This is a genomic window from Massilia sp. S19_KUP03_FR1 (assembly GCF_036688685.1).
In the GTDB taxonomy this organism is placed as follows: Bacteria; Pseudomonadota; Gammaproteobacteria; order Burkholderiales; family Burkholderiaceae_D; genus JALYUM01.
The window spans coordinates 220,023-232,996 of record NZ_JAQQPS010000001.1 but is presented as its reverse complement, the minus strand read 5'-3'; the positions used below and the strand labels follow the sequence as shown (position 1 = coordinate 232,996).

Annotated in this window: 10 protein-coding genes; 3 read left to right on the top strand and 7 right to left on the bottom strand. The window is 62.7% G+C overall.

Annotation, left to right across the window (positions count from 1 at the left end):
• Window positions 1–29: 29 nt before the first annotated feature.
• On the bottom strand, window positions 30–485 hold the full coding sequence (gene gspG / locus V6M87_RS01010; protein ID WP_332847855.1) for a type II secretion system major pseudopilin GspG: 456 nt from the start codon (window positions 483–485) through the stop codon (window positions 30–32).
• Window positions 486–953: 468 nt separating this feature from the next.
• Here gspG and V6M87_RS01005 point away from each other — a divergent pair, with 468 nt between their 5' ends.
• Together V6M87_RS01005 and V6M87_RS01000 are read left to right on the top strand one after the other, a co-directional pair.
• Complete coding sequence (locus V6M87_RS01005) at window positions 954–1,685, top strand: NF038120 family PEP-CTERM protein (protein ID WP_332847854.1); 732 nt, start codon at window positions 954–956, stop codon at window positions 1,683–1,685.
• 49 nt (window positions 1,686–1,734) lie between these two features.
• Window positions 1,735–4,887, top strand: coding sequence for a S8 family serine peptidase (locus V6M87_RS01000; protein ID WP_332847853.1), 3,153 nt, complete (start codon window positions 1,735–1,737; stop codon window positions 4,885–4,887).
• A gap of 103 nt (window positions 4,888–4,990) precedes the next feature.
• Here the strand turns inward: V6M87_RS01000 and V6M87_RS00995 are convergent, their stop codons facing one another.
• Window positions 4,991–5,404 carry a hypothetical protein gene (locus V6M87_RS00995; protein ID WP_332847852.1) on the bottom strand — a complete coding sequence of 138 codons (414 nt, stop codon included), beginning with the start codon at window positions 5,402–5,404 and terminating at the stop codon, window positions 4,991–4,993.
• A gap of 197 nt (window positions 5,405–5,601) precedes the next feature.
• Here V6M87_RS00995 and V6M87_RS00990 point away from each other — a divergent pair, with 197 nt between their 5' ends.
• Window positions 5,602–5,835, top strand: a complete 234-nt coding sequence (locus V6M87_RS00990) for a hypothetical protein (protein WP_332847851.1) — start codon at window positions 5,602–5,604, stop codon at window positions 5,833–5,835.
• Here V6M87_RS00990 and epsA read toward each other — a convergent pair.
• The 5 genes from epsA to V6M87_RS00965 all read right to left on the bottom strand — a co-directional run bounded on the left by epsA (window position 5,832) and on the right by V6M87_RS00965 (window position 12,954).
• Window positions 5,832–6,599, bottom strand: coding sequence for an XrtB/PEP-CTERM-associated transcriptional regulator EpsA (gene epsA / locus V6M87_RS00985; RefSeq protein ID WP_332847850.1), 768 nt, complete (start codon window positions 6,597–6,599; stop codon window positions 5,832–5,834). The two genes, V6M87_RS00990 and epsA, sit on opposite strands and share 4 nt — an antisense overlap.
• A 12-nt stretch (window positions 6,600–6,611) precedes the next feature.
• The gene (locus V6M87_RS00980) at window positions 6,612–7,307 is read right to left on the bottom strand and encodes a winged helix-turn-helix domain-containing protein (RefSeq protein WP_332847849.1); all 696 of its coding nucleotides are present in this window, start codon (window positions 7,305–7,307) and stop codon (window positions 6,612–6,614) included.
• A gap of 262 nt (window positions 7,308–7,569) precedes the next feature.
• Window positions 7,570–8,169 (bottom strand): NF038129 family PEP-CTERM protein, encoded by a 600-nt coding sequence (locus V6M87_RS00975; RefSeq protein ID WP_332847848.1) that lies wholly within the window; start codon window positions 8,167–8,169, stop codon window positions 7,570–7,572.
• 9 nt (window positions 8,170–8,178) lie between these two features.
• Window positions 8,179–11,139: an ExeM/NucH family extracellular endonuclease gene (locus V6M87_RS00970; protein WP_332847847.1), complete on the bottom strand. Its 2,961-nt coding sequence runs from the start codon at window positions 11,137–11,139 to the stop codon at window positions 8,179–8,181.
• 396 nt (window positions 11,140–11,535) lie between these two features.
• Entirely contained in the window at window positions 11,536–12,954 is a 1,419-nt protein-coding gene (locus tag V6M87_RS00965) for a mannose-1-phosphate guanylyltransferase/mannose-6-phosphate isomerase (protein ID WP_332847846.1), read from the bottom strand.
• Window positions 12,955–12,974 lie beyond the last annotated feature (20 nt).

Here is a 12,974-nt window from a genome sequence, read left to right as displayed (position 1 = left end):
AGCCGAAAAGCGTCAAGAAGCGGAAAGGCTTATTGCGAGCTGATGTCAGCATCTTCGCCGGCCCCGCCCGGCTGGCCATCCTTGCCGGTCGAGACGATTTCATACTCGGCCTTGCTGCCCGGCGCACGGTAGATATAGGCATGCCCCCACGGGTCCGGCGGGATGCCTTTTTTCAGGTACGGACCGTTCCACTTCGCCGTCGCGCTGGCAGGCGCCGCCATCAGCGCGCCGAGGCCCTCTTCCGTGGTGGGATAGCGGCCGACATCGAGCCGGTAGGTATCGAGCGATTTTTCAAAGGACTCGATCTGGGCCTTGGCAATCGTCACTTCCGACTTGCCCAGCTGGGCGAAATATTTCGGCCCGACGTAAGCGGCCAGCAAGCCGATGATGACGATCACGACGAGCAGTTCCAACAGCGTGAATCCTGCGTGCTTGCGCGGATGCTGCTGGCGGGAGCGCAACGTGCTGCCCGGGTCCGTTTTCATTACTAGGTACATCGGATCGACTCCTGATAGCACTTCTAGAAACTGCATGCCAACGCTGCTTGATCAGCGCCGTGCAATTCACATTTTTGGCGTGCAAGGCTACCACGCCCGCCGATAACAAGACAACTTTTCTTTTTTGCAAACTTTGTGAGGCATTTACAGGGTTATTTTCCACATGGAAATAAATGAATTGGCGATTGAAAAACAGGCGACAGCATGGATGCCACGCGCTCAGGAAGTAGCCGTGTCGCAAATTTCATACAAAGCCGCGGTCGCTGCAAGACCAGCGTTTTCGCAGCAAAAACAAAATTTTCTATATTTAATTTACAAAAAAACAAAATTTCTTATGTTGAAAATATTTACCTGTTTGTTATTTCCAAGGATATATTTAATGCCAACTTGAGTAAGCTCAAGTTCTATAAAAATGCCCTGCGTCCTGCACAACGTAATCACCAAAAGGCTGACCTCATGCTCACATCCCACTTCGCTCGCCCCCTCCTTCGATTGCTTGGCGCCAGCGCCATTGCCACCGCCATGGCTGTGTCGGCGCAAGCAAGCACGATTACCTTCGAGGGCGGCTTCGGTCCGGTCGCCAATCAGGACCTCATCCTGACCGAAGGCTTCCTGATGGGTTTCTACTCGAACGCCCAGAACTCCACGCCGGACGACCTGGTGGGAAATTTTTACGATGGCAGCGACCCCACTGCGTGCATCAACATGTCCTGCCCGCAAAATAATCCGACGACGTACTACGGCGCCCTGAACGACAGCTTCATCGACATGATCGCCTACGATCCGAATGTGCGCTTTCAGGTCAAGTCCTTCGATGCCAGCTTTCTCGGCGGGGTGGGAGACCTGGGCGATTTCCCTGCCTTGTCCGGCGCGCTGCGCATCCTTGGCGTCCTGAACGACGGCCGCGTCCTGTCGGAAACCTATGCGCTGGGCGGCCCGGACGACACCGGCTTCAATTTCACCCATTTCAACACCTCGGCCGCCTTCGGCAACCAGCTGTTCATCGAAGTACAGATGTTCGGTTTCGCCTGCAATAGCGCCGGCAACTGCACCGCCTTCAACTCGAACCGCGGCCAATTCGGTCTCGACAACCTGACCCTGGCAGTCGTGCCGGAACCGGCCAGCCTGGCGCTGTTCGGCCTGGGCCTGGCCGGCCTGGCCGCCACCGCGCGCCGCCGCAAGGCGTAAGAAAGAAATTCGTCGATCCTTCGCTGAACACACCAGGAAAACCCACCAAATGAAACTGCGTACAATTTCCGCCGCCGTCCTGTTTGCCCTGTCCAGCATGACGCTGGCAGTCCATGCCGACGGCCTGCGCCGCCCGTACATTATCCAGCTCGCCGACAAGCCGATCGCTTCCTACGACGGCAGCATCGCCGGCCTGGCAGCGACCAGGCCGGTCACCGGCAACCGCCTCAATTTCGGCTCGGCCAACGTCCAGCTGTACAACAATTACCTGGGCGGCAAGCAAGCCACGGTACAGGCCGCCATCGCCGGTGCACCGATTACATACAACTACAGTGTTGTGCTGAACGGCTTCGCGGCGATGCTGACCGACGATGAAGTGCGCGCGCTGCAGGCCCGCAGCGACGTCGCCGCCGTCACCGCCGATACCCCGCGCCACATGGTCACCACCGCCACCCCGCATTTCCTTGGCCTCGACCAGCCCGGTGGGCTGTGGGCCAAACTCGGCGGCAAGGGCAGCGCCGGCGAAAACATCGTCATCGGCATCCTCGACGGCGGCGCGTGGCCGGAAAACCCAGGCTACGCCGACCGCGTCGACGCCAACGGCAAACCGACGTTCGACGCCAGCGGCACGCTCGTGTACGGCGCGCCGCCAGCGACCTGGAAAGGGATTTGCCAGACCGGCGAGGGCTTCACCAGCGCCAACTGCAACAACAAGCTGATCGGCGCACAGTATTTCGACGCCACCTACCTGAGCCAGCCCCTGACCACCCACTGGACCGAATTCCGCTCGCCGCGCGACTCGATCGGCGGCACCGTTGGCCATGGCGGCCACGGCACCCACACCTCGACCACGGCCGGGGGCAACAATGGTCCCGACGCCATTGTCGCCGGCATCGACCTTGGCCAGGCCTCGGGCATGGCCCCGCGCGCGCGCATCGCCATGTACAAAATCTGCTGGACCTACAACGACAACACCGACGCCACCGGCGGCAAGAACAGCTGCTTTACCGGTGACAGCGTCGCGGCCATTGAAAAGGCGGTGGTCGATGGCGTAAACGTCCTCAACTACTCGATTTCTGGCGGCGGCACCGTCACCGATCCGGTCGAACAGGCCTTCCTGCACGCGTCCAACGCCGGCGTGTTCGTCGCCGCCTCGGCCGGCAATGACGGTCCGGCCAACGCCGTCGCCCACGTCAGCCCCTGGCTCGCCACGGTGGCGGCATCGACCCACAGCCGCCAGTTCCAGGCCAATGCCCTCCTCGGCAACGGCGCCAGCTACACCGGCGCCTCGCTCAACGTGAACCCGCTGCCGGCCTCCCCCATCGTGCGCGCGGTCGATGCCGGCGTGGCAGGCGCCAATCCGACCAGCGTCAGCCTGTGCTACAGCGCCGACGCGAACAATGGCCTCGCCGTGCTCGACCCGGCCAAGGTGCAAGGCAAGATCGTCACCTGTCTGCGCGGCGGGAATGGTCGCGTCGACAAGTCGCTGGCGGTGTTGCAAGCCGGTGGCGTCGGGATGATCATGGTCGACAACGGCGCCGGCCTGGTGTCCGACGTCCACGCTGTACCAACCGTGCATGTGACGGCAGCCGATGGCGCCGCCATCAACGCCTACGCCGCCGCACAAACCGGCACTGCGTCGATCACGCGTTTCGTCGTCGGGGTGTCGCCTGTCCCGGCGCCTACCGTCGCCGACTTCTCGTCGCGCGGGCCGAACCAGTATGACCCGAACGTCCTGAAACCCGATCTGGCAGCGCCTGGCGTGGACATCATCGCCGGCGTCACGCCGGAACTGACTCCCGAGCAGCGTACCAACGTTATTAACGGGACACTGATCCCCGGCGCCGCCTGGGCAGCCTACCAGGGCACCTCGATGGCCAGTCCCCACGTGGCCGGCGTCGGCGCCTTGCTGAAACAGGCGCACCCGAGCTGGTCGCCGGCGATGATCAAATCGGCACTCATGACCAGCGCCACGGACACCTACGCCGACACCGAGGAAGGCGACCTGCGCGGCCAGTTGCCATTTGGCCAGGGCGCCGGCCACATCGACCCGAACCGCGCCAACGATCCGGGCCTCGTCTACGACCTCCTGCAGGCGGACTACAAGCGCTATATGTGCGGCGCCGGCGTGGCGTCCGAATGCGCGGGTGGGGCTGCGGGCACCATCGCCGGCTACAACCTGAACTTGCCTTCGATTACCATCGGCAATGTGCTGGGCAACGTGGTCGTCACCCGCAAGGTGACCAACGTGAGCGATACGGCCTCGACCTACAACGCCCGCATGGTGGTACCAGCCGGCTTTACCGCGACGGTCGCACCGGCCAGATTGACCCTGGCCCCTGGCGCCAGTGCGTCGTACACCGTCACGGTGGCGCGCCAGGCAAACGTGGTGCAGAACCAGTGGCAGTATGGTTCGCTGACCTGGAACGACGGCGTGCACGCCGTGCGCAGCCCGATGACGCTGCGTGCCGGCGCGTCGGTCCTGGCCCCGGCGCTGGTCCAGAGCAACCAGGTCACGGCCGCCAAGACGCTGGGCGTAACGACCGGCTTTTCCGGCAAGATGAGCGCCGCCTACGGTGGCCTGAAGGAAGTAAGCAAGGCATCCTACACGGTCAGCCAGGCGCCGGACGGTTCGTTCGACTCCCTCGAACTGGTCAGGTTGGCCTGCGCCGCGGGTGGCACCGGCGTGCGCCTGGTGCCGGTGGCGATCCCAGCCGGCACCGTCGTGGCCAGTTTCGAACTGTTCAACGCCGATACGGAGGGCGGCAGCAGCGATGACCTCGACCTGGCCGTGCTCGACAGCGCTGACAACCTGGTGGCTTACTCGGGCCATGGCGGCAGCAACGAAGTGGTGCGGCTGGCGTCGCCCGGCGCTGGCAGCTACCGCGTATGTGTGCAGGGTTACGGCCTGGCCAATCAAGTGCAAACCACGTTTGCCCTGTCGTCGGCTGTCGTCACGACCGCTGACCGCAATGGCGGCTTCCGCGCGCTGGTGCCAAGCACGGTGTACGCCGGCAGCAGCGCCACGGTCAGCACCAGCTGGTCTGGCCTGGCCGCGGGCAAGCGTTACTACGGCGCGGTGCAGTTGAAAGACAGCAGCGGCGTGATTGGCGCTACCACCATATACCAGGTCGAAACCGACGGCGCCGTACCTGTGCCGGAGCCTGAGGCACGTCCTTCCGTCAAGGACCGCGGCATGTAAGCCAGGTGCGGGCCGCTGCGGCGGCGCGCCCAACAACAAAGCTGCGCTCCCGCCAGGGAGCGCAGCTTTTTTAACATCGTTTCATGTCAACGGGGGCGGCGGCTCATTGGGCCGACGGCGTCGATGACGGCGCATTGCGCTGGCAAGTGCCGGCCCGGCACATGGCCCCGGGATCAGGCAGAAACTGACAAGTTGACAATTCGCCGGACGCTGCGATGGCCGCTTTCCGTTCAGCCTTGAAACGTTCCCCCAGCACGGCCAGGGCGGCACCGTCGGTATGCGCGCTCGACCACGGCAGATATGCCTGTGGTCCGCCGCACGGACGCGCGCCGATTGCCAGCGTATGGCATTGCGTACTATCGGTGCAGGCGGCAGCGCCGATGAGAGCGCGGATCTGTGCCAGCGTGTCACCAGCTGGCGCCGGCACGGGCTTGGGTGTGGCCGGTGCGCGCACCGTGGCCGCACAGGCAAGGCAGGCGGCGCATGCCAAGAAAATCAGGAAGGGAAAGGGTCGCATGAACCCATGATGAGCACGGCCTTTGCTGAGGTCAAGGACGATTCAATTGAGACAGGTTGTGGGAGCACGCATACGGAACAGTAAATATTGACTCTGAGAAATTTCCCCATGGATACATAAGTGGTTAGACTGAAACATCTCCCAGCCAGTTTGCCCCAGCCATCATGTCTACTTTGACCTTCCCCTGCCTGCTCTGCATGTCTACTATCCTCTGCATGCTGGCGGGCTTGAGTGGCTGCGGCGGCGCTGACCAGACTGCGCTGCAAGCCGACCACACGGCGCGCATGCCCAGCGCCGACTGCGAACCGCAAGCGTGCCAGGGGCTGCGCATCATCGACAGCAATGCCGAAACCTTCCGTGCCGACAGCGCACGCCGCGATGCGCTGGCAGCCGCCGTAGCGCAACTGAACGATGCGGCGCCCGTGCATTAACGCAGTTCGAGCAGCCGCAACGCGCTGCCACGCGCCAGCGCATGCGCGCGGTTCGATACGCCCAGCGCCCGGTAAATCCGCTGCAGGTGATTCTTGACGGTGGCGCCGCTGATGCCGAGGATGCAGCCGATTTCAAAATTGCTTTTCCCTTGCGCCAGCCAGTGCAGGATTTCCGTCTCGCGTGCGCTCAGCGGACGCGCCGCCTCGACCGGCGCCCGGGTTGGCGCCCTCTCCACAAGGCCAGACAGGCGCAGCAGCGCCAGGTGCAGGTGCGGTAACACCAGTTCAAAAAACCAGGCATGGCGCGCCCCGGGCCGCTGCGGCATGCCGAACAGGGCGAACATGGTGGCGCCGCCAGCCACCGCGCCGCTGCCGTGCACCAGCACATTGTCGAATCCGAGCCGGCGCGACTCTTCCTGGAACGGCGCCAGCGCACTGGTCTCGCGCACGCCGATGTCGAGCATCACCGGCAACCGTTGCGCCGCCCGGCAATGGCGCGCAATGCGCAGCGCCAGGCCGCCGGCCCGGTCTTCCAGCGCCGCCAGTACCTGCGGCGCCAGCACCATCGTATGTACACAGTGCAGGCGCACCAGTTGGTCACCGTCGAACTGCAGGCACACCAGCGCCTGATGCGGCAGCAGCGCTTGCAACTGGCCTTGTGTCCACAAGAAAAATTCGTGCGCGGCACGCACCGCCACGCCGGCTTCGATCACGCGCAGCAGGTATTCCTGCTCGCGTGGGCTGAGGATGACGGCCTGGTCCACGGTGCGCCGGCTTTATGCGGCCACGCCGTGCCAGGCCACGCGTGCATGCGCATCCCACGCCTTGAAGCGGTAGCCGCTGCCGCGCACGGTTTCGATGTGCGCCTGGTGGCCTGACGGCTGCAGCGCGCTGCGCAGGCGGCCGACGTGGGCGTCGACCGTGCGTTCCTCGAGCACGGCATGGTTGCCCCAGACCTTGTCGATCAGTTGCGCGCGGCTATGCACGCGCTCCGGATGGTGCATCAGGAAATTGAGCAAACGAAATTCGATCGGACCCAGCACCAGTTCGCGCGCGCCAGCCGTGACGCGTTGGGTAGCGGGGTCGAGCCGCAAGCCGGCCATCTGCACCGTGTCTTGCGCACCCTGCTCGCTGGTCCGGGGTGCGCGCCGGCGCAACACGGCATGCATGCGTGCGAGCAGTTCGCGCGGCCCGAACGGTTTCGTCAGGTAATCATCGGCGCCGCATTCGAGCGCCAGGATCTTGTCCGGCTCGCCCGCGCGCGCGGACAGCATGATGATCGGTAAATCGCGCGTGGCCGAACGCGCGCGCAGGCGCCGGATCAGCGCCACGCCCGACTGACCCGGCAAATCCCATTCCAGCATCAGCATATCGGGCAACTGTTGCTCCAGCAAAACCTGGGCCGATTCGGCGTTCAATTCCATCAACTGCTGCACAGCCGGGTTGTCGACAACGAGAACATGCAGGGACATGGCGTGATCCTTGGGACAAAAAAGCGCGGCTGTTTTGATAAGAAATGTCAGCCGGAAAACCGAACGTTGACTATGCAGCACGCCTGACCATCTGCAAAATATGATTTTCTTTCGCTATCTATCCTTTCTTCGTATAAATCGACGACCTTCCCCTGTGCGCGCCGTGGCGCACCGGGCGCCGCGTGGCGAAAAAAAACACACCCGCCGCGCTGGCCGGGTGTGTCTGGTGAGGTGCAACGGGCTGGCGCCCGCCCGTGCGTGCTTAGCGGTTGCGGCGGCGCGCCATGGCGGCGAGCAGCAGCAGGCCGGTGAGCATCAGCAGCCATTGGCCCGGTTCTGGAACGGCGGCGGCGTCCAGCGCCGTGACGGTGGCGAATGGACTAACGAATGCAAACGTACCACCGATGCCAGGGGTGAGCTCGATTGTCGCCAGAAAACCGGGGTCGAGCAGGTGGACAAAATCGGTATCGAACAGGCTCATGGCAAAGGTGAGGCCGGAGCCCGTCGCGGCATAGTCGAACATGACATCAAAACCAAACACGCCACCGAGGTGAATCAACTGCGCCAGGTCGCCGTAATCGGCGGCGTCGAAGGTCGCGGTGCTGGTGAGGTCACCGGTGACGCCACCGATCACGCTGGTCATGCCGGTCACGTCGCCGCTGAAATTGCTGACCACGGCTGTGGCATCGCCGATCGTATAAAGTAAGCCAGCGAAGCCAAGGTCGATGTAGCCGTCGCCAGAGAGCGTACGGGTGTCGAGCGTGACGTGGTAGCTGGTTGGCACGGCCATGGCCGCACCGGTGCCGCCAGCCAGGGTCAAGGCCAGGACAAGGCGCGAAAACAGGGAAGTAATAGTCGTCATGATGATTCCTTAGAAGGTGCCGCTAAGCAGTTTTGCGTAATAGCCGATGCCAGGTTTGGCAGTGCTGAAGGTGGTGGTGACGGTGACGCTGGCGCCAACGGCCAGGCCGCCCGGCAGCGTGATGTAGGGCGCGCCGTTCTGGCTACCGCTGGCGTTGTCGAGCGTCACGCCTGCGCTCAGGCTATCCAGGCGGAAGTGCAGCGGACCGGCCAGGGCTGCGGCGCTGGTATTGGTGAATTTCACCGTGCCGGTATACTTGCCGTTGGCGCGGTTCAGTGCCAGGCCGGACTGGGCGATCTTGACGCTGCTCGTGATATCGGTGAACGACGGCGCGAGGTTCAGGCTGACGACGACCGGGTCATGGTCCGACGCGCGGAACGCGTTGTTGGTGTAGTAGTCCACCGCGGTGTCGCCGAGGTTGTAGTCGATCGCCGGCGGTTCATCGGCGTTGTTGTGCCATTCCGTCACATCGACCACCTGGCTGTCGAGCGCGGTGGATGCAAGCGCGTGGTCGAGGTAACCGCTTTCGGCGTCGAAGACATACGAATAGGGCTGGGTGCGTGGGCGAACCAGGCGTTCGATCTCGTTGACCATGCCGTGCGAGGTCAGGTAGTTGATCGGGTCTTCGAAGCCATGCGCGTTGAGGTCACCGATGACCAGCACATCCGGGTCGCCCGAGGTGGCAACGACTTGCGGCAGGAAATAGCTGACCAGGCGCGTGGCCTGGGCGAGACGGCTGGCGTTATAGCATCCTTGTCCGTCACGCTTGTCGGCGTCGGCGCCCGAACTTGGGCAGCTCGCTTTCGATTTCAGGTGGTTGACCACCACCGAAAACTTGCCACCGTTGGCTGCCTTGAAGGTCGCGGCCATGGGCGCACGGTTGTTGATCACGTCGCCATCGGACAGTGCCGCGCCGACCAGGGTCAGCTTGGCTGGCTTGTAGATCATGGCCACGCGGATGGCGTCGGTGCCCAGCGCGGCCGGCTGCGGCACGACGGCGTAGGCATTGCTGCCAATTGCCAGGTTGAGCTGCTCGACCAGGTAAGTTGCAGCAATATCGCCGTTGTTCTGGATTTCCATCAGGCCGACCGCATCGGCGTCGATCGCTTTCAGTTCGTTGACGATCTTGTCGCGCTGGCGCACGAATTCGGCCATGTTGTCGGCGCCACGGCAAGCCGTGTTAATTGGTGCGGCCGAGCCGATGACGCAACCCTGTCCCGTCCTGCCCCAGGCGTCGCCGCCATTGGTGAAGGTGGTGAAGAAGTTCAGCACATTGGCGCTGGCCACCTTGACGTTGCCGGCCGCCAGAACTGGCGCAGCGAGACGCTCGGTGCGGGAAATGACCGGGGTCACGGTTGGCTGCAATTTGTACCAGCCAGTGCTGCCGCCGATCGAGCCGAAGTCCATCACGCCGGTAAGGTCGCTGATGGTGTCGCCACTGCGCACGGTGCCGTCCGTGGCCAGGAAAGGCAGGGTCGCGGGCGTGACGTGCAAGCCGTCATCGAGCACAATGAAATTCTTGTCGTTGGCAATGGCCAGCGCCTTCGCTTCGGCACTGTTGGCAGGATAGCGGTTGGTCGGCACTTCACGCCGGCCGCTCGAGAGCGTCAGCTCGCCGAAGGTCGACAGATAGTTATTGCCATTGATCGTCAGCGGCGTAGTGAAGCGCACCAGCATGCCTTCATAGCGACTGAGGTCGTCGCTGGTCAGGTCGATGTTGACCGGGGTGATAGTATTGCCGCTACTGAGCACCGTCGGAACCGAAATATTGATCATTTCGGTCAAACTACGCGGTGCCCCGCCGGGGGTGAATTCGGTGATGGTACCGGAAACACGGACCAGATCGCCCAATTTGGGGGCAGCCATGCTCGTGTAGACAAACAAGCCATCAGAGGTCGTCGGGTCACCATCGCCCTTCGGGTCTTGCAGGAAGAAGCCGGTGCTGATGACTTTCGTGACGACACCCTGGGTCACCTGGGCGGTCTTATCGTAAGCACTGGTCGCGCCCGATCCCTGAATTTGCGGAATCGTCAATTGGCCGGCCACGGATACGGGAATGACGCAACTGGCAGCCTGGCCGCCGTCGTTGGTGAAGTTGACGGTGACGCTGTAGAGACCGGTTGGCAGGCTGGCGGCGACATCGAGGTTGACGCTGGCGCTGGCGCCGACGGCCGTCGCTGGCGCGAAGCCCGACAGGGTGATGCCCGGATTGGTACTGGTACTGGTGACGCCGTTGACGATCGAATCGGCATCGCTGGCGCGCAGGATGGCGGAGGTACCCGCGCCTGCGGGCGCCGCCACCGAGACCGGACAGGCCAGCACGATGGGCGCGGCGACCGGTGCGCTGGTACAGACATTCAGCGGCGAGGTGGTACGACGCGGCGCAATCGGGCCGGCGACAAAATCGAGGCCATTCTGGTCGGTGTCGGTGCAACCGCCGTCCAGGCGGCTGACCGACTTGGTGCCCGATGGCGCTGGCGTGGGCCCGGCACCTTCGTAGCGCGTGGCGCTACCATAGCCGACCAGATCGAGCACTGCCGCACCACCATTACCATCAGGCAATTTCGTCTTCTGATTGACCAAGGCCACCTTGCCGGCGGCGGCGCCCATGAGAACGGTCCCGACCACATCGCCTTCGCCCGCCGTGGCATTGCTCTCGGCAACCAGGAAGTACTGGCCCGGCTGCAAGGTGACGTTACCCAGCGCCGTGGCAGACCAAACATCGCCACCGGCCGATTGGTACTGCACGCTCATGTTGTTCAGGTTAACCGGCGCATTGCTACGGTTGAACAATTCAATGAAATCCCTCGCGTAGGTAGAGCCGGCATTGCCACCTGCGCCATAGACCTGGCTGATGACAACATTACCTGGCGCGGCAAAAGCGGTCGCGCTGGCGCACATGGCAGCGACGAAAGCGGCCAGCACAGTCTTGCGGCCGGGTGATTGAATTGAATCAAAAAGGGAAGTCATTGCATCATCCTGTCAGGGTGGGTAGTCGAAGCCGTCGATAAATCTGTTAGCAATAAGTAACGAGCTATTAGCAAAAACGATAGTACTTTGAGCAAATGACAAAATGATGACGGCGCTTGGGCCAAAGGGACTAATTCCCTGAATCTCCCGATATGTGTCTTAATTTGGCGACATGCGCGTTGCATAAATCAGGATAAAAAAAAGGCCAGTCACCACCCTACCGCGAACGGGGGGGGGCACTGGCCTGTGCACGCAACAAGGTCGCGTGAATGTGACGAAATTGTTGGCAGCGTGCTTCTAAGCGTCGCTTTTTCCTCCAAAAATCATCTGGCTCCGCCAGGGATTTTTGGCTTACGCTTTTTCAAACAAAAGTAGGGGTTCACTTTTGTTTGAAGGTCACGAACGTTTATAAATGTCCTCGAAACGGACGATATCGTCTTCGCCGAGGTAACTGCCAGATTGCACTTCGATCAGGTGCAGGGGTAATTTGCCTGGATTTTCAAGGCGGTGCGTCATACCGATAGGAATATACGTCGACTCGTTTTCGCTCAGCAACGTAGCCTTGTCGCCACAGGTGACCAGCGCCGTCCCGCTGACGACCACCCAGTGTTCGGCGCGGTGATGGTGCATTTGCAGCGACAGTTTTTCGCCCGGCTTCACCGTGATGCGCTTGACCTGGAAACGATCGCCTGAATCGATGCCCTCGTAGTGGCCCCACGGACGATACACCTTGCTGTGGTGCAAATGCTCGGTACGCTCGCGCGATTTCAGGTGTTCGACGATCTGCTTGACGCGCTGGACCTGGTCCTTGTGCGCGACCAGCACGGCATCGTTGGTTTCAACCACCACCACATCGTCCAGGCCGACCACGGCCACGATGCGGCTCTCGGCACGCACCAGCGAGTTTTTCACGCCGTCGACATACACGTCGCCGCGCAGCACGTTGCCATCAGTGTCGCCCTGCTGCACTTCCCACAGCGCCGACCACGACCCGACGTCGCTCCAGCCGATGTCGGCCGGGACGACCACGGCGTGCGTGGTGCGCTCCATGACCGCGTAATCGATCGAATCGGACGGGCAGGCATTCCAGATTTTTTCGTCGAGGCGGCAGAAATCGAGGTCGCGGTAACTGGCGCCCAGTGCCGACTCGGCAGCCAGGGCCATGGCCGGATTAAATTCCTTCAGTTCGGACAGGTAGCGGTCGGCACGGAACAGGAACATGCCGCTGTTCCAATAATAATTGCCGTCGGCCAGGAACGATTCGGCGGTCGCGCGGTCCGGCTTTTCGACGAAGCGTTCGACCTGGTAGCCGGTATCCGTGCCAGCCACGGCGGCGCCGCGGCGAATGTAGCCATAGCCCGTCTCCGGGCCCTGCGGCACGATCCCGAAGGTGGCCAGGGCGCCCTCGCCCACTAGTGCGGCAGCACGCGCGATGGCTTCCGTAAAGGCCGGGCCATTCTTGATGACGTGGTCGGCCGGCAGTACCAGCATCACCGCTTGCGGATCGAGCGCCAGCAGAAATGCGGCAGCCGCGGCCACGGCAGGCGCCGTGTTGCGGCCGGCCGGTTCGAGCAAGATACCCAGTGGCGTGACATTGATCTCACGCATTTGCTCAGCCACCATGAAGCGGTGTTCATTGCCGCACACAATCAGCGGCGCCATCAACTCCGGGCCACCGGCGACCCGCAAGGCGGTGTCCTGCAACATGGTGCGGTTCGAAACCAGCGGCAACAACTGCTTGGGCATCACCGCACGCGACAACGGCCACAACCGGGTGCCGGCGCCGCCGGAGAGGATGACGGGATAAATTTTCATCAAAAACTTTCTGTACGAGG